The organism is Hymenobacter saemangeumensis (genome assembly GCF_039541835.1).
Classification (GTDB): Bacteria; Bacteroidota; Bacteroidia; order Cytophagales; family Hymenobacteraceae; genus Hymenobacter; species Hymenobacter saemangeumensis.
This window is the reverse complement of the sequence record NZ_BAABGZ010000076.1, coordinates 1-21,599: the sequence shown is the minus strand read 5'-3', so window position 1 is coordinate 21,599 and position 21,599 is coordinate 1. Positions and strand designations below refer to the sequence as shown.

The following is a 21,599-nucleotide window of genomic DNA, read 5'->3' as shown; positions in this document are numbered from 1 at the left end:
TTGTAGAAAGGCCGTTCCCATTGGGGACGGCCTTTTTTTAGGTAGCTGCCAGCGTATGGCCTTAGGGCAGAAAGGCTGCCACTGCCTGTGCCCACCGTGCCGAATCCTGTCGGGCGTAGCTTTCATGGCCCGCTGCAGGGTAGGTAACGAGCTGCTTGGGCCCGCGCAGAGCCGCAAAGAGGGCGTCGGTTTCGGCGCGGCTGACGCGTGGGTCCTGCTCGCCCCACTGCAGCAGCGCAGGCACGCGCACCGCACCAGCATAGCGCACGGCATCGTGCGAGAAGCCCCAGAAGCCATTCACCACGCTGCCGCTGAAAACGATGAGGTGGGAGAGGGGCTCCTCGGGCAGGTGCAAGGAGCGGAAACGACCCTTGGAAGCATCCAGCTGCGTCCCAAACGGGCATTCCAGTATCAGGCCCTCTGGCTGCATGTCGGGATACTGCCGCATGCCGCGTAGAATGCTCACGGCCCCCATGCTGGTGCCAAACAGGTAAAGCTTGCGGTTGTGGTCTTGCTGACGCAGCCAGTCGTAAGCCGCTTTCACATCCTGGGCCTCGTCGTAGCCCACCGAAGTGTAGTCACCATCCGAAGCACCCGAGCCCCGGAAGTCGAGCTGCAGGGTGTTGTAGCCCAGACGGCGGAAAATAGCGGCTTCGGCGTGCAAGCCGGCGCGCTGGCTGTGGTAGCCGTGGAACAAGGCCACTGTGCCCCGCGCTTCGGACACGGGCACGTACCAGGCCGCCAGCCTAGTGCCATCAATTGCCTTTAGCGCTACGTTTTCGTAGGCAACAGCTGGCGCAGGTCCGTCTGCCGGGCGTGGATTGGGCAGGCCAAGCAGCGCGTATCTGGCAAGCTGCAGGGCCGACGGCAGGCCTGTGGGTGCGTCTTCGGCGGCAGAGCTGAAATGGGTGAATCGATAGGCTTGGTTGAAAAGCGCTGCGCTGAGTAGCACCAGCACTGCGGCCATACCCCAGCCCAGGCGACCCCACCAATTGCGCTTTTTCATGGAGTATGTTTTAGAGGAGCTGAAGCAGGAGATGGTCTTCTGCTGCGGCGGGAGGTTATGGCCACGGCTGAGGTATGCAGCGGGCTACTTTACTACAATCTTATTTAGCTGCAGCGCCTTAGACTTTTTATTGGGCCGGCTTACGCCAATAATGGTCTTCTCATCGAGCCAGGCGGTAAAGTCCTTCACGTAAGCCAGGCTTTGGTCATCGGCCACGTTGAGCTTGAGGCGTTCCGGGGCACTCAGTACTCCGGTGCGAACATTGAGGCGCCGCAGGTAGAGGTCCGACTTCTTGTTCAGGTTTTCCAGGGTCAGGATGTGCACGGTGTTGCCGAAGGACGCTGCCCGGAAGCCAATGCCGGTATAGGCGTCCACGGCGGGGGCTACCTGGTCTTTGGGCACAATGCTGTGCCAGGTGGGAGCTCCAAACTCATTGTAGCCAAACACGTGCAGCTCCCGGGCATGTACGGGCGCTTCCTCGCCTTCTTCATAATGCTTTTCTGCAATTACCACCAATTGCTTTTCCTCCGTCAGCAGCATCTCCGAGAGGTACACGTCTTCGAGGCGCTTCACCGCCGGGCCGCTGGCCTTGGCTACTTCGGCCAGGTACTCGGGGGTGAAGCGCACTTCGGGCGAAAACTTCATGTCGCCGCTTACTCCGGAGCTGAAGTCATACTTCACCACTTTCAGGCTGTAGTACTCACCCGACTCGTAGTCGGCGCAGAGGGCCGCAGCGTAGAGGCTGCCATCGCCCAGCACAGTAAATTTCGAGTCACGAATGGTGACAGCCTTTCCGCCAAAAGTGCCGCCTACGGGTACTCCCAGCACCTTTATTTCCGTGCCAGTGGCCGGGTAGCGGCGCACGGTAAGCTTTTTCATGCCATCGCTCACCAGGGTCACATACTGAGTGCCGTCGTTGGCCACGTGCACGGCCGGCGAAAAGAAGTCACCAAACTCGCGGAAGTCGTAGGCTTTCTCCTGCGCCTGGGCCAGGCTTTGGTCGTATAGTGACGCGGCGATGCTTTTCACCTGCTGCTCGCGGGTGAGGTAACGGAAAGCCAGCAGTCGGCTGCCATCAGGCGAGATGGAGATACCCGGCCGGCGGTCGCGCGCCGGGGCCGAAATAACTGTTTTAACAGCCCCCTTCTGGCCATTTTGCAGGCCGACGGGCACTACCTGCAGGCTTTGGCTGCCTTCGTCCTGATGGTGCAGCACAACAAAGGCCTGCTGGGCGCTGCGGCCAAATGCTTCCAGCGTTTCACCCGGGGCTACGGGCACGGTAGTACTCCAGAGCTTTTTCAGGTCCATGTCGTAGCGCTCTACGGCGTAGCCACCGGCGCTTTGGTGGGCCAGTATCACAAAGCCGCTACCATCGGTCAGCGCCAGGGTTTTGCGGGGCACCCGCATATCGTAGCGGTCGGCGCCCTGCTCGGGCAGATAGCTAAACGGTGCCGACTTTACTTTCTGGGCCATGGCTGCCGGTGGGCCTCCCAGCAGTGCGCAACCCAACATCCCAATCAACAGCGTGCGACGAAACATAAATTAAAAATCTTCAAAAAGATGATGAAACCAAGGAGGCAACTTTTGCCAACGCAAAAGTACCGCTCCTGGCCTGTTGGGCTGGCAAGTTGGGCAGATTGCGACCACATCAGATGTGTTTTTTGCTAACAAAATACTAGCTGAACCATAACACTTCTGGCGTCACTTTCGTAAAGCCGCTCCGTTTACTTTGTCATGCACACGCATCGAATACTGTAAGCTTTCCACCTGAAAAAAACCCTGATTCAGCCGGCTTTTTTTTGAATTCAGCCGCGTTTTGGTCTTTTTGAGCGGTTAATTTGTACAACACCAAGTTAAAGCCTATCTTTGTATCCGCCTTCAAGATTTCTGCTATGAAAGCACTCTTAAAATTTTTCCTCCTTTTGGCCCTGATAATAGGTGGCAAGCTGACAAAACAGGCTGCTCCCGCTACAGTTGCCAACGTTTCTGCTCCTGCTACTCATAGGAATGCGCCGGTTGTTCTGGTGCATCAGGTGCTCACCTCCGAACCGGTTGCGCCTGCTACTCAGCAGCCTCCTCAGCTAGGCAGCACAGTTATTATGGAGATGTTTTAAATCCAACTTTGCAAAAAGCGACTTTTCTCAAAGTCGCTTTTTTTATGCAATGCCCAATCGATTGGGTTTCAATAAGAACGTTCCCACAAACGTTTGCGGGAAAAATTAGCTGATTCTACTCCAGTTTACAGCCGTTGCGGGCAGGCTTTCAATGTGCCGCCGGATGTTGGCATTATCCGGATGATTTAGCTCGGGGTCGTTGGCCAGCAGGGCCTGCGCCGCCGCCCGGCTCTCCGTCAGGATACGCCCATCCTTGGCCAGGTCGGCAATCAGCAGGTCGAGCACGCCGCTTTGCTGGGTGCCCATGAGGTCGCCGGGGCCGCGCAGCTTCAGGTCGATGTCGGCAATCTCGAAGCCGTTGTTGGTGCGCACCATGGTTTCGAGGCGGGTGCGCGAATCCTTGCTGAGCTTGAAGCCCGTCATCAGAATACAGTAGCTCTGGTCGGCGCCCCGGCCTACGCGGCCCCGCAGCTGGTGCAGCTGCGAGAGACCAAAGCGCTCGGCGCTCTCAATCACCATCACCGAGGCATTGGGCACGTTCACGCCTACCTCAATTACCGTGGTCGCCACCATAATCTGGGTTTCGCGCTTGATAAAGCGCTGCATCTCGTAGTCTTTCTCCTCGGCCTTCATCTTGCCGTGCACGATGCTGATTTGCATCTCCGGAAAAGCCCGCTGCACGCTTTCGTAGCCGTCGGTCAGGTCCTTATAGTCCAGGGTTTCCGATTCCTCAATCAGGGGGTACACGATGTATACCTGGCGGCCCAGCTTAATCTGGTCGCGCAGAAACTGGAACACCTTCAGACGGTTGGTGTCGTAGCGGTGCACGGTCACAATGGGCTTGCGGCCGGCGGGCAGCTCGTCAATCACGCTCACGTCGAGGTCGCCGTACAGCGTCATGGCCAGGGTGCGGGGAATGGGCGTGGCCGTCATCACCAGCACGTGGGGAATGATGTGCGGGTTTTTCTGCCAGAGCTTGGAGCGCTGCGCTACGCCAAAGCGGTGCTGCTCGTCCATAATGGTGAGCCCCAGGTTCTTGAACTGCACCACGTCTTCGAGCAGGGCGTGGGTGCCCACCAGCATGTGCATCTCGCCCGAGCGCAGCTGCTCGTGCAGCACGCGCCGCTCGGCCGTGCGGGTGCTGCCCGTAAGCTTGCCGATGTTGATGCCGAGCTGGTCGGCATATACCTTCAGGCCCACGTAGTGCTGGTCGGCCAGGATTTCGGTGGGCGCCATCAGGCAGCTCTGGGCGCCGTTGTCGGCAGCCATCAGCATGGAGATGAAGGCCACAATGGTTTTGCCCGAGCCCACGTCGCCCTGCAGCAGGCGGTTCATCTGCTTGCCCGAGCAGAAGTCCTTGTAGATGTCGTGAATAACGCGTTTCTGGGCCCCGGTCAGGTCGAAGGTGAGGTGGTTTTTGTAGAAGTCCACCAGGGTAGGCACCTGGCTGAATATCTGCCCGGCCAGGGTCACCTTGCGCTGGTCTTTCTGCCGCAGCAGCTTGAGCTGCACGTAAAACAGCTCCTCAAACTTGAGGCGGAACCGGGCCGCCTGCAGGGTGTCCGGGTTCTGCGGAAAGTGAATCTGCTGCAGGGCCTGGGCTTTGCTCATCAGCCCGTAGTGCTGCACCAGGGCCGGCGACAACGACTCCACCACATGGGGCAGGGCCAGCTTGAGCAGCTCACCCACCATCCGCATAATAGCCTTGCTGTCGATGCGGTGGTAGTTCTTAAGCTTTTCGGAGGTGTTGTACACCGGCTGCAGAAAGCTCTGCCCGGCCTTGGCCTCGGTTACTTCCTCCAGCTCGGGGTGGGCCATCTGCGGCCGCCCGTTAAACATGGTGGGCTTGCCAAATACAATGTATTCGGTGTTGTTCTTGGCTACCTGCTGCACCCATTTTACGCCCTTAAACCACACTACCTCCAGCTCGCCGCTGGCGTCGCCAATCTTGGCCACCAGCCGCTGCTTGGGGCCTTCGCCCACCAGCTCCTTGCCGCGCAGAATGCCTTTGACCTGCACGTAAGGCAGGTCGTCGTGCAAATCGCAGATGTTGTAAAACTGCGTCCGGTCGAGGTAGCGGAAGGGGTAGCGCTGAATAAGGTCGCCGTAGGTAAACAAGCCCAGCTCCTTGCCCAGTAGCTGCCCCTTCTGGGTGCCCACATTGCGCAGAAACTCCAGCCGGGTGTTGAAGAAGTTACTCATGAATTAAGCTGTTAGCTACTAGCTGCCGGCTGATAGCTAAGCTCAGTTTTGTTGGAAGCACAAAATTTTCAATGGCAAAAAGCTAGCTGCCAATAGCCAACAGCTAGTAGCTTACTTATACTTCAGCGTATTCAGCATCTGAATCATGTCGGCCTTTACGTACTCAATCACGGGCGCCAGCGAGTCGTTGGCTGTGGCCGTACGGAAGTAGAGGGCGCCGCGTAGAAAATGCTTGGTGCTGTCGGTGGTATAAAACTGGAACTGGCTGGGCACTTCGCCCTGTAGCTCAAACACCGAAGCCCGGAGGCCGGCCGGCGTCCGCATAATCTGCTCGTCGATGGCCGTCGCCTTTATCTGGTGTTTGCCCGTGAGCTTGCGGGCATCTTCCATCATCTTGTTGTAGAGCTTGCGGTCACGCTGCACGTCCATGTAGGTTATCTGCACGTTGGCGTGCAGCCGCGGGTAATAGATGTTCAGCCAGTGCGGCTTGGCCAGATAAGAGGAGTCGGGCCTGACCACCGCCTCCTGCGAGTACTCAAAGGTGTACGGGTGGTTGCCGCCCAAAGCCTGGTAGCGGTGGGCCGGCAGGTCGATGCGGTTATAGCCCTTGGGCTTGGGGGTAAAGTCCGGCGCCGACGAGCAGCTGGTCAGTAAAGCCAGCAGCGCCGTGCAGGCAGGCAGTGGTTTGAGCAATGAGCGCAACAGAGAAAAAGAGTGCATAAAGAAAAGCGCGGCACCATCGCGCCTGAAGCCGTATAGAATCTTCAAAGGTAGCCCCAGGCCAGTGCTTTCTCCCAACGACGAAAAGGACGGCAAAAGTGCCTTTCTGTCTGAACCACGGATTAGCTGCGCTGAACTTCGTTTGCCACGGATTTTTCGGATTACACGGATTTTGTGGACGGTTTCCTGTTCCCTATCTGAGTCACAGTTTTTTCGGATTCATCGGATTCATCGGATTCATCGGATTTTAGCTTTACTGACTTTCAGTAGAGAACGGCGCAGACGGGAAGACGTCGGCCGGAGATAAGAGAAAGGCCACCCAAGCGGGTGGCCTTTCTCTTATCCGTAAGTCAACTAAAGGATGTCGACTACAAAATCCGTGTAATCCGAAAAATCCGTGTCAAACGAAGTTCAGCGCAGCTAATCCGTGGTTCAGACAAGCTAGAAGGGCAGCTGGTCCAGCTCGGGCTCCTGGCGGAAGCTTTGCTGGGGCTCAGCTACGGCAGCGCCAGCGGTTTCGGCTACGGCTGCACCGTTACCCTGCGGGCGGCCGCCAAGCATAGAAATCTCGTCGGCAATGATTTCGGTGATGTAGCGCGTCTGCTGGTCTTTGTCCTGGTACTGACGGGTGCGCAGCTTGCCTTCGATGTACACCTGCTGGCCTTTCTTGAGGTATTTATCGGCCATGTCGGCCAGGCCGCGCCAGGCCGAGATGTTGTGCCACTCGGTACGCTCGACGCGGTTGCCCTGCTTGTCTTTGTAGTACTCATTGGTGGCAAGGGTGAAGTGAGCCACGCTCACTCCGCCTTCCAGGTGGCGTACTTCCGGGTCTTTGCCCAGGTTGCCCACCAAAATTACTTTGTTTACTCCGGCCATGATTTTAGCTGGTTATAGGGTAGATATTCAAAAAAACCACTCGGCCTTTTCTTGCTTTAAAGTTAAGCATTTGACCTGATGAATCCAAGCTGATTAGCAAAATATTTTTACTATTAGTGTTGGCAGTGTTCTTTAACTCTTTAATACATGCGTGTTAAGTAGTTGGCAATGAGAATAGGCTTAGGCAGGGCATCGGCTTCAGCCAGGGTATACGCCCGCAGGCCAAGGTCTTGCAAAGTGGAAGCTGGCAGCGGCTGGGCCAGTGCTACGGGATGAAACCGGGCTTCCAGCTTCTGGTGGCTTAGCACATGGCGAAAGGCAGCGCTGGGCTCGGCCACCTGCCGGGTATCGACCACGGCTCCCAGCGCCTCCAGGTGCCGAAGCACCTCGGCTGGCGGTATCTCCGGGATGGTCGTTTCGGTGAGGGCGAAGTCGTAGAGGCCCTGCCAGATGTCCTTCTCCCGGCGCTCACGCAGGTACAGCTGCTCCTGGTAGCGCAGCACGAAGTACTGGAAATAGCGCACCCGGGAAGCCTTGGCTTTACTCTTAATAGGAAGCACCGCTACCTGCCCGTGCTGAAACGCCCAGCACTGCTGCTGCAAGGGGCAAAACAGGCAGTCGGGCTTAACGGGGGTGCACTGTATGGCCCCAAACTCCATAATGGCCTGGTTGAAGTCGGCTGGCGCGGTGGCTGGAATGTGCTGGTCGGCCAGGGCCTGAAACTCCTTGCGGGAGGCCGGCGCGGCAATGTCGGAGTGCAGGCCGAAGATGCGGGCCAGCACGCGGTACACGTTGCCGTCGAGCACGGCCACGGGCTCGTCGAAGGCGAAGGAGGCAATGGCGGCCGCCGTGTACGGCCCTACGCCGCGCAGCTTCAGCAGCTCTGCGTAGGTGCTGGGAAAGCGGCCGTCGTATTCCTGCACCACCTGTTGGGCGGTAAGGTGCATGTTGCGGGCCCGGGAGTAATAGCCCAGGCCCTGCCAGAGCCTCAGTACCTCCTGCTCGGGTGCCGCAGCCAGGGCCTGTACGGTAGGATAAGCAGCCAAAAAACGCTCATAGTATGGAAGGCCCTGAGCTACACGGGTTTGTTGTAGTATTACTTCGGAAAGCCAGATGGCATAGGGGTCGCGGGTGTGGCGCCAGGGCAGGTCGCGGTGGTGGCGCGGATACCAGGCCAGCAGGGCCGTTGCTAAAAAGGATGACTGAAGAGCGGGTTTAGGCAAAATTTTGAGGACGAATAAATTGAACGCAGGACAAGATTCCGGAGCAAGGTTGGTAAAACGAAAAAAGGGGGCTACCTTTGTGGCCCGAATTCAGAGGCGAACCACCTACCGGGCAAGGGTTTACGCTGGAGTTCGGGCTTTGCTTGCCCAAAAACGCATTTTTTTCCAACCCCTAAGTACCATACCAACGTGACTAAAGCAGAGGTAATCGCCGAAATCTCCCAGAAGACCGGCATCGAGAAGGCTGATGTATTGATGACTGTTGAAGCTTTCTTCAAAGTCGTGAAAGATTCGATGACTGAAGGCAACAACATCTATGTTCGTGGCTTCGGCTCTTTTGTTAACAAGAAGCGTGCTCGTAAAGTGGCCCGCAACATCTCGAAAAACACTTCGCTCATCATCGACGAGCACTACATCCCGAGCTTCAAGCCTTCCAAGACCTTCGTTGCTAAAATCAAGAACAGCAAAAAGGTAAAGGCTATGGCTGCTACGGCCAACGCTAAGGCTTAATTATTAGCTTGTTTGCTTGTTGTCTTTGGGCTTAACTTATATAGTAGATACCACCAGCCCAAAGCAATAAAACTGAATTACCGGCCGTGCCGCCGGTGTCTTCTCCACCCGGGGAAGCCCGGCGGCCGGTTTTTTTCAACTCATGGCTGCAACTCGTCCTGCTTCCCATCAACTTGTCGTTCTGGCCGTCGCTGCGGCGCTGGTCGGCGGCCTGTTTATGCTGCCCAAGGGAATTGTGAAGCCTAAGGAAGGCAAAAGTGAGCTGAACAGCGATGCCGCCCGCACCGCCAACCGCGATGGGGGAGGCATGGCTACCAACGGCTCGAAGGCGGAAGCCTCGTCGGGCCCGGTACCGGCTTCGGCTACCGACAACAACGGGGGCCACAGCGAAGGCGATGGCCACGACCACTCGGCCGAAGCTGCCGCGCCACACACCACCGCCACCACTGCCCAGCGGCAGGAACTCAGCAGCCTGCTGAAGGAGTATGGTGCAGCGCAAGGCGCTGAGGCAAAAAGCCAGGTAGCTACTACCCTGGCCCGGCGCTACGAAGCTGTACAACGGTTTGATAGCGCTGGCTACTACCTCGAGCAGGTTGCCGCCAGCAAGCCCGGCGCCAAGGCCTGGCAGCAGGCAGCCGATGCCTACTTCCAGGCGTTTAGCTTTGCCTCGGCAGAGGAGCGGGTGAAGATGCTGGGGGGCAAAGCCCGGGAGCTGTACGGCAAGGTGCTCAAAGAGCAGCCGGACAACCTCGACGCTAAAACCAACCTCGGCATGACTTATATGGCATCCGAAAACCCCATGCAGGGCATTGCTTTGCTGCGGGAAGTGCTGGCGGCGGACCCCCGCAATGAGAAAGCCCTGTATAATATGGGTATCTTAGCGGTGCAAAGCAACCAGTACGACAAGGCCGCACTGCGCTTTAAGGAGTTGGTGAAAGTCAACCCCAAGAGCGTGAATGGCCAGTTTTACCTGGGCGTCACCCTGGCCCGTACCGGTGCCAAGGAAGAAGCCCGGCAAGCTTTTCTGGCGGCCAAAAGCCTCAGCGCCGACCCGGCCCTGGCGGCTTCGGTCAACGAAGAGCTGGCCAAGCTGAAGTAAGTTTCTGGTTCCTGGGAGCTGGTTCCTGGTTGTCGTTTAAACCAGCAGCAAGAAACCAGAAACGAGAAGCCAAAAAACCAAAAACCAAATTCATCCAACTTAACCCCTAGCAAAATGCCCTGCGGTAAAAAAAGAAAGCGTCATAAGATTGCCACTCATAAGCGCAAGAAGCGCCTGCGCAAGAATCGCCACAAGAAGAAGTAAGCCTTACGGGGCGTAGCGGCGGTCGGGGCTTGGCGAATAGCGAAGCCCTGAGCGTCAATCTCTCACGTAGCCTCCTGGGTGTGGCTGGCTGGGCGCTTTTCCCGTGGCTCGCGAGGGAAGCTAGGACACGCAAGTCCTGGCTTCCCTTTGCCAGTTTCGGGCTGTTGCTTTTGCTGCTTACACCAGATGCTACTTTAACTGAATCAATGCTTTGAGTAATGAATTAGTTATTAATTCTACTCAGGAAGGCGAGCGGATTGCGTTGTTGCAGGACAAGCGGCTGATTGAATACCATTTCGACCGCAACGACACCAACTATTCGGTTGGCGACATCTTCCTGGGTACAGTACGCAAGGTGATGCCCGGCCTGAACGCCGCGTTCGTAGACATTGGCTACGAAAAGGATGCATTTCTGCATTACGGCGACCTGGGCGAACAGTACCCTTCCCTCAACAAATGGGTGCGGGGTGTACAAAACGGCAAAGCCCCCTCGGCTGGCCTGGAGAAATTTACGTTCGAGCCCCCGCTGGAAAAGGTGGGCAAAGCAGAGAGCGTATTCAAGCGCGGGCAGCAGATGCTGGTGCAGATTATCAAGGAGCCCATCTCGACGAAGGGCCCCCGGGTGAGCACCGATATTTCCATGGCTGGCCGCTACCTGGTGCTGGTGCCGTTTTCCAACGTCATCAGCGTCAGCAAAAAGATTGTAAGCAAGTCGGAGCGTGACCGGCTCAAGCGGCTGATTGCCTCGATTAAGCCGGCCAACTTTGGCGTCATCATCCGCACCGTGGCCGAAGGCCGGGAAGTGGCTGAGCTCGACAAAGACATGCAAAGCATGGTGGAGAACTGGGAAAAGCTCTACACCACGCTGCGTACGGCCAAGTCCAACGACAAAGTGCTGGGTGAGCTGGGCCGTACCTCCTCCATGCTCCGCGATATGCTGAACGAGTCCTTCGACAGCATTATGGTGGATGCGCCGGCTATGTACGAGGAGATGCGCAGCTACTTGCAGAAGATTGCGCCCGACAAGCTCGGCCTGCTGAAGCTGCACAACGCCAAGGTGAAAATCTTCGAGCACACCGGCATTGAAAAGCAGCTGAAAACGCTGTTTGGCAAAACCGTAACCGTGCCCGGCGGCGGCTACCTGGTGATTGAGCACACCGAGGCCCTGCACGTTATCGACGTGAACTCGGGCAGCAAGAGCAACCAGGAAAACGACCAGGAAGCCACGGCCCTGATGATAAACATGCTGGCGGCCAAGGAAATTGCCCGGCAGCTGCGCCTGCGCGACATGGGCGGCATCATCGTGGTCGACTTCATCGACATGCGCTCGGCCGAAAGCCGCAAGAAGGTGGAAGACGCGGTGCGCGACGTGATGAAAAACGACAAGGCCAAGTTCACCATCCTGCCCATCACCAAGTTTGGCCTGCTGCAAATCACGCGGCAGCGGGTGCGCCCGGCCGAAAACATCGTGACGGGCGAGCTCTGCCCCACCTGCGGCGGCACCGGTAAAATCTCGGCTTCCATCCAGGTAACGGATGAAATCGACAACAGCATCGACGACCTGCTGGTGAACCAGAACCAGTCGGGCATCACGCTGAACGTGCATCCCTTCCTGCACGCCTACTACACCAAAGGCTTGGTGTCGCGCCAGATGAAGTGGTACCTCAAGTACTACAAGTGGGTGAAGGTGATGAAGGACAGCAGCCTCGGCATCACCGACTACCGCATCGAGGACGAGCGGGGCGAGGAAATTCAGCTCCGTTCCAATGCCGCGGCCATGAGTCGACTGCAAGACCGGGAGGTGGAGATTATCGACTAAAGCCCTGCGTCATTATCAGGCGGCTTTCCTCACTACAGTGGAGGCCTGACTTATGAGAAGGCATATAAAAAGCGCCGCGGCTTCCTGGAAGCCGCGGCGCTTTTGCGTAAAGTCAGAACCGCTTAGAACTTCAGGCCAAAGTCCAGGGCGAATACGTTGTTTTTGATGGAAACATCTTTGATTTTAGGCTCACGCTCGTCATCAAAAAAGCTGTCGAGGTTGATAAGGCCGCGATGGTAGCTGAGGCCTACGAATGCCTTGGTGCTTTTAGCCAGCTGATACTCAACGCCCAGGCCAGCCAGGGCATTGGCGTCGATGAAGAATACGCGCTGCAGGGCGGTTGTTTCTTTGCCAGATATGTCCAGCCAGCGCTTCTCCCCGTTGATACGCGCCCCAATAGGCACGGCAACTGAGCCCCCAACCTGGAAATACAGGCGGATATCGGTAGCTACTTCATTGGTAAAGAGTTTAACTGCCAGGGGCAGCTCCAGGTAGTCTATTCTCAGCTTGTCGGCTACGGTTATCGTATTATCCGCTGCATCCTTAAACTGGTAAGAATAGCTACCGCCCTTGCCGGTAAGCTGTAGGCCGGTGCTGAAAGCATAGTTCTCACCAAAGAAATAATCAACGACCAGACCCCCACCAATGCCTACCTGCGCACTTTCGCTTTGGAAACGGTTGGCGGTGGGGCTGTCAGCTCTGAGGGACGTAATAGCAGGCGATACTTTCAACCCAATTTCGACCTGGGCCGAAGCGGCACCGATAGTGGCCAGCAGAGCGGCCAGCGTCAGGGATAATTTTTTCATGTGAAGGTGGTGGAGCAACAGGCGAAGGCCGCCTGCCGAGGGGTTTTGGCTAATTTTACGCTAAAGTATAGAAGCGTGAACAAGAACAAGAGTTTTTGGCGGCCCATGCTGCCCTTATTTACCGGGCTCAGCTTGCTGCTGGCCGCCTGCAGCGATTCGGAGCAAGGCTGCCGGCCCGACCCGGCAGCCGATGCGCCCGCGGTAAAGGTGAACCTGCAGCGGCTGGAGCGGCCCTTTTTCCGGCTACAAAGCCAGCAGCAGGCGCTGCTGTTTATGAACCAGCACCCGGTTTTTGCGCGCTACTACCTGCAGCGGCAGCCGGGCAATGAAGCCGCGTTGGCCTCGGCCCTGGCCGAGATGGCGACCAATAAGGACCTGAATAAGCTCAAGCGCGAAACCGATGCCGCTTTCCCCGACAGTGCAGCCCTGGCCCAGGACCTGGGCGACATGTTCCGGCGGGTGCAGCACTACTTCCCCGATTTCCGGGTACCGCCGGCTTACACGTACATAAGCGGCTTGCTGGGTAAGGACATCTACGTGAGCGACACCCTGCTGGTGATGAGCCTGGACTGGTTTGCCGGTCCGAAGGCCAGCTACCGGCCCGATTTGCCGCAGTACATGCTGCGCCGCTACACGCCGGCCCACCTGCTGCCCACCCTGACGCAGAGCGTGTCGAGCAAGTACAACCGCCACGAGCTGACGGCCAATACCATGCTCGACGCCATGATTCACAGCGGCAAGGCCCTGTACTTCAGCAGCCGCATGCTGCCGTGCACCCCCGATTCCCTGCTGCTGGGCTTTACCACCAAGGAGATTATCGGGGTAGAAGCCAACGAGGGCAAGATATGGGGCCATTTTCTGGAAAAGAACCTGCTGTATTCAACGACGCCCTTCCTGGTGCAGAAATATGTAGGCGAGCGGCCCAACGTGCCCGAGATTGACCGCACCTGCCCCGGCCGGGTAGGGCAGTGGGTGGGCCTGCAGATTGTGCGCAAGTACATGGAAGAGCACCCCAAGGTGACGCTGCCGCAGCTGCTGGCCGAGAAAAACGCCCAGCGCATCCTCACCGAGTCGCACTATCGGCCGAAAAGGAATTAACAATGAACAGTGAGCAATGAACAATTCAGAATGCCATTGCTCATTGCTCACTGTCCATTGTTAACTGTTTCCATGCACATCGCCGTATTCAGCCAGTACCACACCAACCCGGATTGCCCGGCTACCAGCCGGCATTACGCGCTGCTGGCTCATATTGCGAAGACGCACCGCGTGACGCTGCTTACCACGCAGGCCTGGGCCGGGCAGCGCCTTACGAAGGAGTTTGACTGGGTGCCCGCGGGGGTAGAGCTGCGCGTAGCCGATGTGGCGTACAACAATAAGATGGGCCCGGCGCGGCGCGCTCTGGCATTTGCCCAGTATGCCGCCTGGGCAGTACGCGAAGGCCTGCGAATAGACAAGCCCGACGTCATCTGGGGCATCAGCACGCCGCTGACGGCGGCCTGGGCGGCAGCGCGGGTGGCGCAGTGGCGGCGGGTGCCCTGGGTATTTGAGGTGCAGGACCTGTGGCCGTCGTTTCCCATTGCCATGGGCGCAGTGCCTACTGCGTTTGCCCGGCAGCAGCTATACAATCTGGAAAAGCGGCTCTATGCGTCGGCCCGGCACATTATCCCGCTGTCGCCGGACATGACGCGCTACGTTACCGACCTGGGTATTGCAGAGCAGAAGGTGACGACCGTGCTCAATGGCACCGACCTGGAGCTGGCGGCACGGGCAACGCCCGCCAGAGTAGAGGCGCTACGGCAGGAGCAAGGCCTGCTCGGCAAGCGCGTAATACTATATGCGGGCACCTTTGGGCGGGCCAACGACATACCCACCCTAGTGGAAGCAGCCGAGCGAATGGTTGCGCAGGATGCCGACTGCGTGTGGCTGTTTCTGGGGCACGGGTTCTACCAACCCCTGATTGCAGATACGGCCCAGCGCTGGCCGGGCCGCATCCGCCTGGTGGGCGGCCAGCCGCGACACGCCGTTTTCAGCTGGTTTGCCCTGGCCGATGTAGCCGTGGTGTCGTTTCTGGAGTTGCCGGTACTCGATGCCAACTCTCCGGCCAAGCTCTACGACTCCCTGGCCGTGGGAACTCCGGTGGTAGTAACCAACCAGGGGTGGACCAAGGAGCTGGTGGAACGAGAAGCCTGCGGATGGTTTGTGCCAGCCGGCCAGGCAAGTGCACTGGTGGCGCGGTTGCAGCAGCTGCTTAACGAACCCGGCGAGCTACAGGCGGCCGGGCAACGTGGTCAGCAGTTGGCCCGCCGGGCGTTCGACCGGCAGCAGCTGGCCCGGGTAGTACAAAGCATCCTGGAAGACGCCGCCCGGTAAGGGTAAAAGCCGCCACTGAGCGTTACAGTCTAACATGCAACACTTTGTGCCGGCTAGAGCGGAGCTTGTGCCCGTATGTGCTATGAGCTAGGCAAGCAGTAGTGTAACGCCGTCATTTCCAACGAGCAGGCATTAGGCCGTGGCGGGAGGCAGCGCTGCCGCAGGGTTACCGTAATTTTTCTGGAAGTAAGCGCAAACCGGGGTGAGGGGGCAGATTTCGCATTTGGGCGTGCGGGCCACGCAGATGTAGCGCCCGTGTAGAATCAGCCAGTGGTGGGCCTTGGACACCAGGCTTTCCGGAATGTAGCGAAGCAGCGCTTTTTCCACGGCCAGGGGCGTGGTAGCCGACTTGGGCACCAGGCCGATGCGGTGCGACACCCGGAACACGTGGGTATCGACGGCCATGGCGGGGAGGTTGTAAATAACCGAAGCCACCACGTTGGCTGTTTTACGTCCTACGCCGGGCAGGCGCTGCAGCTCGTCAATCTGGCTGGGCACTTCGCTGTTGAACTGCTCGGTGAGCATGCGGCCCAGGCCAGCCAGGTGCTTGGCTTTGTTGTTGGGGTAGGAAACGCTGCGGATGAAGGGGAAGATTTCCTCGGGAGCCGCCGCGCCCAGGTGCGCGGGAGTAGGAAACTGCTGTAGCAGGGCGGGCATCACCAGGTTCACCCGCTTGTCGGTGCATTGGGCTGAGAGGACGACGGCCACGATAAGCTCGTAGGGGCTGTTATAAACCAGCTCTGTTTCCGGCTCGGGGAAGTTGGTGGTGAAGTAATCCAGAAAGTAGCGAAAACGGTCGACGCGGCGCATGAGGATAGGAAATACAGCAATATGTCCGGCCATGCTAAGCGAGGCTCAGCATGGCCGGACATATTGCTTAAAATAGCTGTGCTACCGCTTCCAGCGCAAGTGCTGCAGCGGCTGCCACAAATAATTCAGCGGGCTCAGGACTTGGCTAAAAAGGTGCGCGAGTAGCGCAAAATGGCCTCGGAGGTTTCGGGCCGGGGCTCTCGACGCACACGGTCGAGTGCCCGCTGGGCCAAAAGCAGGTCGGCGCAGCGAGCAGCCAAGTCGGGGTCGTGCTGCAATGCCTCCTCTACCTCGCGCAGCCTTTCAGGAGGCAATTCGTTGTACACATATTGGAGCAGTGTCGAATGGGGTAATACTTGTATCATAGAGGTGAGGGGCAGCGGCCATTTTCTTCCGCAGGTTGATGAGGGCGTAGCGCATCCGGCCCAGGGCCGTGTTGATGCTTACGCCGGTAGCGTCGGCAATTTCCTGAAAGCTCATGTCGCCATAATGACGCATGAGCAGCACTTCCTTTTGAGCTGCGGGCAGCTCCTGAATTAACTCGCGCAGGCGGGCATAGGTTTCCTCGCGGGCCATGGCGTCGTCGGCGCTCTCATCGAGCACGGTGAGCTTGTTGGCCAGCGGGGCGTTGTCGTCGATGCTTTGGTGGGGCGCCCGCTTGCCGCGCCGGAAGGCGTCGATGGCAAGGTTGTGGGCGATGCGGCAAATCCAGGAAGAGAATTTGTTTTCCTCGGAGTAGCGCCCGCTTTTGAGGGTGTGAATAGCTTTGATGAAGGTATCCTGCAGCAGGTCTTCGGCCACATCTTCATCGCGCACGATGAGTAGAATGGTGGTGAACACGCGACTCCGGTGACGCTCCAGCAAGAGAGCGAAGGCGGATTCCTGGCCGGCCAGGTATAGCGAGATGAGAGCGGAGTCGCTCGGCTGCATGGTGTTCATAAAGCTTACGGAATTAAGAGAACGTAGAGCTTTATGCCATAGTATGCGATGAGCCGGAAATTTTTTTTGGAGCGACAAACAGGAAAAAAGTTCCCGCTAGAATTGAGCCAAATGTAGAGAATTGAATAGGCGATTCGCAAGGGGCAAGGCGAAAAAAAGCCAAAATTTTTTCTGAAGATTGGTGCAACCTTCGTTTACGGCCTGTGTAGGGCATTTTCGACTTGAAAAAAACTTCCTGCGCCTGGTTTACTGCGCCAGCCAGCGGTAAGCTTCGGCCTCGTTGGTGAAAATAGCTGACTGCACGCCTTCGGCTGCAGCGGCATCGAGCGCAGTGCTGTTGGAGGGCGGGGCCTGCGCCACTCGTAAGGGCGAAACCAGAAAGGCCAGGCGGGCCGGTGCTTCGTAGCGCCGAATGAGCTGGGGCAGAAAGACGGTGTGCATCCACGCGTCAATCTCAGGTGTGGTTAGCTCGTTGCGGCGCCGCAAGTCCAGCAGCCAGCGCCCGCAGCGGCAGCCATCGGCGGCGGCCAGAATGGCCTGGTACCCGGCTTGCAGCTCGCCAACGCTGATTTCGCGCTGCCAGCGTGCCACGACGGCGGGCAGGTCGGGGCGGGTAGCTATTTCCAGTCCAAGGTCGGCCATGGCGAGCAGAGTTCAACGCGGTGTTTATCGAAAGCAGCTACATGTACGGAGAAAGAAGCCCGCCGGCCTTGGATTGGCCCGGCTACCTTTGCCGGCCGCTTCCGTAGAGGCCGCTTTTCTGTTTTATGCCCACCGAAACTTCTCCCGCTGCTCCCCACGACCCCTATGCCGCGCTGCGGCTGCCCGAGTTCCGCCGCCTGATTTCGGCCCGCGTGCTGCTGACGGTGGCCACGCGGGTACAGGGCCTGGTGGTGAGCTGGCAGATATTCAAGCTGACCAACAACCCCTTGGCCCTGGGGTTGATAGGCTTGTCAGAAGCCATTCCCAGCATTGTGGTGTCGCTCTACGCCGGCTACGTGGCCGACTCGGTGCGGCGCAAGAATATTATTGTGTCAGCCCTGGCTGTGCTGCTGCTGTGCGCGGCCGCCCTGGCGGCCTTTTCCAGCCCGTACGGGGTAGGCCTGCTAGCCAAGGGTGCACTGTATACGCTGCCGCTGTACAGCATCATTTTCGTGAGCGGCATTGCCCGGGGATTTATGGGGCCGGCCATGTTCTCGTTTATGCCCCAGCTGCTGCCCGACCGCAGCCTGTTGCCCAATGCCATTACCTGGAGCTCGACTACCTGGCAAGCTTCTGGGGTGATGGGGGCAGCGGTTGGCGGCTACCTGATAGCCTACCTCGGGATAGCAGCCTCCTATTTGATTTGTGCCATAATGCTGGGGCTGGGCCTGCTGCAATTTGCGCGCATTGCCGGCCGGCCGCTGCCGCCTATGGAAGGAGAGCGGCTGAATCTGAAAGACAGCGTGCTGAGCGGGCTGCGCTTTATCTTCAGCAACCAGCTGGTGCTGGCAGCGCTGTCGCTGGACATGTTTGCTGTGCTCTTTGGGGGGGCGGTGGCGCTGCTGCCGGTGTTTGCTTCGGATATACTGAAAGTGGGCGCTACGGGCTTTGGGCACCTGGAAGCAGCCCCGGCGGTGGGCTCGGTGCTGATGGCCGTGCTGCTGACTTACTTCCCGCTGCGGCGCAAGGCCGGCGTGAAGCTGCTCTGGGCCGTGGCCGGGTTTGGGGTGGCAACCATTGCCTTCGCCTTGTCGAAAAGCTTTGCGCTGTCGCTGTTTCTGCTGTTCATGACCGGGGTGTTCGACTCGGTATCGGTGATTGTGCGCTCCACGTTGATTCACACCTACACACCGGAGTACATGAAGGGGCGGGTATCGGCGGTGAATAACATCTTCATTGGCTCTTCCAATGAGATTGGGGCTTTTGAGAGCGGGGCCGCGGCCCGGCTGATGGGAACAGTGCCCTCGGTAGTATTTGGGGGGATGATGACGCTGCTGGTGGTGGCCGTGACGGCCTGGAAGGCCGACAAGCTGCGCAAGCTGGAGATGGGAGCGGGGAAATAGGGGCCTTTGGCCCAGGCCCGGCCTTGATGCCAAGTATCGGCAGCACGCTGGACGGGACCGGCTGGCAGCCCGGCTTCCGGAGGCTGATTGACGAGCCAATATCGTGGGCGTACCCCCCGCTGAAAGCGGGAAGCATCGAAGCTTTGCAGCTCAGCCCGGGAGGCAGCCTTTATGCTGCTGTTAATCAAAAAGAAGTTGAGGAAAAATACCTGAAAGTAGGTATTGTGCCCGGTAAGAATAGTTGCTTTTTTTGTGGGTTGAAATTTTTCGAGGCATAATTATAATTAAGTTATTTATATTTTTTCTTAGATTGTGAACCGTTACTTCTTCTCACCTTCTTTCCTGCGCTCTATGAAAAAAACTGACCATTCGCGGCAAGCCGCCTATTGCCTCCCTGCGTCTGCTTCAGACGGACAACTTACTTAGTGACAGGCAGGCCAACTACTGGCTCCACCACGGGCAGCCGGGCCTAAATCGGGCCCTGCCTGCCCCGCTTCGGCAGCATGAAGCTCTGCTGGCAGAGGCATTGCGGGCTAACCAGCACTACCAAGCAGGTATACCGGCAGCCTCACGGATAAGGCATTGCGGGAGTGCATCCAGGATAAAACACTTCATAGGGTTTTGACACTGTGCGGCAGGGCAGGGGTATGTCTCTGCCTGCGGCTTGAAACGACAACAACGGGGCTCAGAAGCCCCACGGCATCAATACATCATTTCTCACCCCAACCCCCTCCATCTTATGAGAATACGTCTGCTCCCTTTTGGAAGCCGTAACGCCAGTGGTTTGCTTAGCGGACCAGGCCGGTTGATAAGCCGGCTGCGGTTTATGCTGATGCTAGTGCTGGCGGGCACTGGCTCGCTGGCTCAGGCCCAGGGCCTGCTGCCTACCAACATCCAGACCAACGGCACGGTGAACACAACCCTGCGCAGTGGGTCGACGCAGTACGTGGGCGGCTCGTTCAGCGAGCTGACTTACCGGCTGCCCAACCTGGCGCAGGTAGCCGCTGCCACCGGCGCGGCCAACCTGACCTTCCCGACCACCAACGGCACGGTAGTAAAAGTCATTCCCGATGGAGTAGGTGGGTTTTACATCGGCGGCAGCTTCACGCAGATTGGCGGGGTGGCCAAAACCAACCTGGCCCACGTGCTGGCCAACAACGGCGTGGATGTGGCCTTCGGGCCCAACCCCAACGGCAGCGTGGAAGCGCTGGTGCTGGTGGGCACGGCCACGAGCGGCACCCTGTATGTAGGCGGCAGCTTCACCCAGCTCAACGGCATTGGCCGCACTTATCTGGGGGCGCTGAATGCGAGCACGGGCGCGACGATAACCGGTTTTAACCCCGCACCCAACAGCACGGTGTACGCCCTGACTTTAAGCGGGGGCCTGCTCTACGCCGGCGGTAGCTTCAGCATCATTGGTGGCCTGAACCAGCAGTATCTGGCTGCGCTGAACCCGACTACGGGCGCGGTGAGCCGCTCGGCGAATCCGAACAGCACGGTACAGGCCCTGACAGAGGATGGCAGCGGGGGGGTATTTGCTGGTGGCAGCTTTACCACCCTTGGCTATCCCATAGACCGCCTGGCGCTGATGAACCCGGGCACGGGGGCGCTGAACCTGGCCTTCCCGACCAGCAACGGCACGGTGACGAAGGTGATTCCCGACGGGGCGGGCGGCTGGTACGTAGCCGGCAGCTTCACTCAACTGGGCGGGGTGGCCAAAACCAACCTGGCCCACGTGCTGGCCAACAACAGCGTGGATGCCGCCTTCAGTCCCGAGCCCAACGGCGCGGTGGAGGCGCTGGCACTCAACGGCAGCACCTTGTACGTGGGCGGCAGCTTCACCCAGCTCAACACCACGGCCCGCCAGTACCTGGGGGCGCTGAACGCGAGCACGGGCGCGACGGTGGCCGGCTTCAACCCCGCGCCGAGCAGCACGGTGTACGCGCTGGCCATGAGCGGGGGCGTGCTTTACGCCGGCGGCAACTTTGGCACCATCGGCGGCCAGAGCCAGCGCTACGTCGCGGCCCTGCACCCGACCACGGGCGCGGTGAGCCGCACGGCCAGTCCCAACGGCGGGGTGTACGCTTTGGCCGCCGATGGCAGCGGCGGCGTGTTTGCCGGCGGCGCCTTTGCCAGCATGGGCTACCAGATAGAGCGCCTGGCGCAGGTAAACACAGGCACGGGGGCGCTGAACCTGGCCTTCCCGACCAGCAACGGCACGGTGACAAAGGTGATTCCCGACGGAGCCGGTGGCTGGTACGTGGCCGGCAGCTTCACTCAAATTGGGGGCGTGGCCAAAACCAACCTGGCCCACGTGCTGGCCAACAACAGCGTCGACGCCGCCTTCAGCCCCGAGCCCAACGGCGCGGTGGAAGCGCTGGTGCTCAACGGCAGCACCCTGTACGTGGGCGGCAGCTTCACCCAGCTTAACAGCGTTGGCCGCACTTATCTGGGCGCGCTCGATGCCACGACCGGCGCCACTATCAGCGGCTTCAACCCCGCGCCCAATAGCACGGTGCATGCCATGGCTACTGATGGCACCACGCTCTATGTAGGGGGCAGCTTCAGCACCATCAGCAGCACGCCCCGCAACCGCGCGGCGGCATTGACACTGGCCACCGGTAGCCTGACGGGCTTCAACCCGAATGTTAACAGCACGGTTCAGGCGTTTGCTCTGGAAGGCAGCACGGTGTATCTGGGCGGCTCCTTTACGACTATAGGAGGGCAGGCACGTTCTTACATCGGCGCTGCAAATGCGGCTGATGGCAGTGTGACGTCCTTTAACCCCGGGGCCAGCTCGACGGTGCAGGAATTGCTGCGCGAGGGCACGACCCTGTACGTAGCAGGCAGCTT

At 58.8% G+C, this 21,599-nt stretch carries 20 protein-coding genes; 9 read left to right on the top strand and 11 right to left on the bottom strand.

Going from position 1 to position 21,599, the window contains the following annotated elements:
* Nucleotides 1-61 precede the first annotated feature (61 nt).
* Together ABD919_RS19120 and ABD919_RS19115 are read right to left on the bottom strand one after the other, a co-directional pair.
* Nucleotides 62-1,006 (bottom strand): alpha/beta hydrolase, encoded by a 945-nt coding sequence (locus tag ABD919_RS19120; protein ID WP_345237664.1) that lies wholly within the window; start codon nucleotides 1,004-1,006, stop codon nucleotides 62-64.
* An 84-nt stretch (nucleotides 1,007-1,090) separates the two neighbouring features.
* Nucleotides 1,091-2,479: a hypothetical protein gene (locus ABD919_RS19115; RefSeq protein ID WP_345237663.1), complete on the bottom strand. Its 1,389-nt coding sequence runs from the start codon at nucleotides 2,477-2,479 to the stop codon at nucleotides 1,091-1,093.
* 419 nt (nucleotides 2,480-2,898) lie between these two features.
* On the opposite strand from ABD919_RS19115, the gene ABD919_RS19110 reads away from it, so the two are divergent.
* Nucleotides 2,899-3,120, top strand: a complete 222-nt coding sequence (locus ABD919_RS19110; protein ID WP_345237662.1) for a hypothetical protein — start codon at nucleotides 2,899-2,901, stop codon at nucleotides 3,118-3,120.
* 105 nt (nucleotides 3,121-3,225) lie between these two features.
* Here ABD919_RS19110 and recG read toward each other — a convergent pair whose 3' ends face one another.
* From recG to mutY, 4 genes are all read right to left on the bottom strand, one after another.
* Nucleotides 3,226-5,322, bottom strand: coding sequence for an ATP-dependent DNA helicase RecG (gene recG / locus ABD919_RS19105; protein ID WP_345237661.1), 2,097 nt, complete (start codon nucleotides 5,320-5,322; stop codon nucleotides 3,226-3,228).
* Between the two features lie 111 nt (nucleotides 5,323-5,433).
* Nucleotides 5,434-6,042: a gliding motility lipoprotein GldD gene (gene gldD / locus ABD919_RS19100; protein ID WP_486332880.1), complete on the bottom strand. Its 609-nt coding sequence runs from the start codon at nucleotides 6,040-6,042 to the stop codon at nucleotides 5,434-5,436.
* Between the two features lie 441 nt (nucleotides 6,043-6,483).
* A complete protein-coding gene (locus ABD919_RS19095) occupies nucleotides 6,484-6,918 on the bottom strand; it encodes a single-stranded DNA-binding protein (RefSeq protein WP_345237659.1) in 435 nt (144 codons plus the stop codon).
* Nucleotides 6,919-7,058: 140 nt separating this feature from the next.
* Entirely contained in the window at nucleotides 7,059-8,141 is a 1,083-nt protein-coding gene (gene mutY / locus ABD919_RS19090; protein ID WP_345237658.1) for an A/G-specific adenine glycosylase, read from the bottom strand.
* 18 nt (nucleotides 8,142-8,159) lie between these two features.
* Here mutY and ABD919_RS19085 point away from each other — a divergent pair, with 18 nt between their 5' ends.
* The 3 genes from ABD919_RS19085 to ABD919_RS19075 all read left to right on the top strand — a co-directional run bounded on the left by ABD919_RS19085 (nucleotide 8,160) and on the right by ABD919_RS19075 (nucleotide 11,773).
* Nucleotides 8,160-8,651 (top strand): HU family DNA-binding protein, encoded by a 492-nt coding sequence (locus tag ABD919_RS19085; RefSeq protein WP_345237750.1) that lies wholly within the window; start codon nucleotides 8,160-8,162, stop codon nucleotides 8,649-8,651.
* A 142-nt stretch (nucleotides 8,652-8,793) separates the two neighbouring features.
* Nucleotides 8,794-9,750 (top strand): tetratricopeptide repeat protein, encoded by a 957-nt coding sequence (locus ABD919_RS19080; protein WP_345237657.1) that lies wholly within the window; start codon nucleotides 8,794-8,796, stop codon nucleotides 9,748-9,750.
* 415 nt (nucleotides 9,751-10,165) lie between these two features.
* Nucleotides 10,166-11,773 (top strand): Rne/Rng family ribonuclease, encoded by a 1,608-nt coding sequence (locus ABD919_RS19075; RefSeq protein WP_345237656.1) that lies wholly within the window; start codon nucleotides 10,166-10,168, stop codon nucleotides 11,771-11,773.
* Nucleotides 11,774-11,895: 122 nt separating this feature from the next.
* Here the strand turns inward: ABD919_RS19075 and ABD919_RS19070 are convergent, their stop codons facing one another.
* Nucleotides 11,896-12,579: a porin family protein gene (locus tag ABD919_RS19070; protein ID WP_345237655.1), complete on the bottom strand. Its 684-nt coding sequence runs from the start codon at nucleotides 12,577-12,579 to the stop codon at nucleotides 11,896-11,898.
* A 75-nt stretch (nucleotides 12,580-12,654) separates the two neighbouring features.
* Between ABD919_RS19070 and gldB the strand changes: the two genes are divergently transcribed.
* Together gldB and ABD919_RS19060 are read left to right on the top strand one after the other, a co-directional pair.
* Entirely contained in the window at nucleotides 12,655-13,677 is a 1,023-nt protein-coding gene (gene gldB / locus ABD919_RS19065; protein WP_486332878.1) for a gliding motility lipoprotein GldB, read from the top strand.
* Between the two features lie 72 nt (nucleotides 13,678-13,749).
* Nucleotides 13,750-14,952, top strand: a complete 1,203-nt coding sequence (locus tag ABD919_RS19060; RefSeq protein ID WP_345237653.1) for a glycosyltransferase family 4 protein — start codon at nucleotides 13,750-13,752, stop codon at nucleotides 14,950-14,952.
* 132 nt (nucleotides 14,953-15,084) lie between these two features.
* On the opposite strand, the gene nth is transcribed toward ABD919_RS19060, so the two are convergent.
* From nth to ABD919_RS19040, 4 genes are all read right to left on the bottom strand, one after another.
* Nucleotides 15,085-15,762: an endonuclease III gene (gene nth, locus ABD919_RS19055; protein ID WP_345237652.1), complete on the bottom strand. Its 678-nt coding sequence runs from the start codon at nucleotides 15,760-15,762 to the stop codon at nucleotides 15,085-15,087.
* 134 nt (nucleotides 15,763-15,896) lie between these two features.
* Nucleotides 15,897-16,088: a hypothetical protein gene (locus ABD919_RS19050; RefSeq protein WP_345237651.1), complete on the bottom strand. Its 192-nt coding sequence runs from the start codon at nucleotides 16,086-16,088 to the stop codon at nucleotides 15,897-15,899.
* The gene (locus ABD919_RS19045; protein ID WP_345237650.1) at nucleotides 16,066-16,701 is read right to left on the bottom strand and encodes an RNA polymerase sigma factor; all 636 of its coding nucleotides are present in this window, start codon (nucleotides 16,699-16,701) and stop codon (nucleotides 16,066-16,068) included. The genes ABD919_RS19050 and ABD919_RS19045 overlap by 23 nt, the downstream gene beginning before the upstream one ends.
* Before the next feature lie 246 nt (nucleotides 16,702-16,947).
* Nucleotides 16,948-17,343 (bottom strand): hypothetical protein, encoded by a 396-nt coding sequence (locus tag ABD919_RS19040; protein WP_345237649.1) that lies wholly within the window; start codon nucleotides 17,341-17,343, stop codon nucleotides 16,948-16,950.
* Between the two features lie 125 nt (nucleotides 17,344-17,468).
* On the opposite strand from ABD919_RS19040, the gene ABD919_RS19035 reads away from it, so the two are divergent.
* From ABD919_RS19035 to ABD919_RS19025, 3 genes are all read left to right on the top strand, one after another.
* Complete coding sequence (locus ABD919_RS19035) at nucleotides 17,469-18,746, top strand: MFS transporter (protein WP_345237648.1); 1,278 nt, start codon at nucleotides 17,469-17,471, stop codon at nucleotides 18,744-18,746.
* A gap of 23 nt (nucleotides 18,747-18,769) precedes the next feature.
* The gene (locus tag ABD919_RS19030; protein WP_345237647.1) at nucleotides 18,770-19,024 is read left to right on the top strand and encodes a hypothetical protein; all 255 of its coding nucleotides are present in this window, start codon (nucleotides 18,770-18,772) and stop codon (nucleotides 19,022-19,024) included.
* Between the two features lie 548 nt (nucleotides 19,025-19,572).
* Nucleotides 19,573-21,599, top strand: a 2,027-nt coding sequence (locus ABD919_RS19025) for a beta strand repeat-containing protein (protein ID WP_345237646.1), incomplete at its 3' end; no start/stop codon positions are given.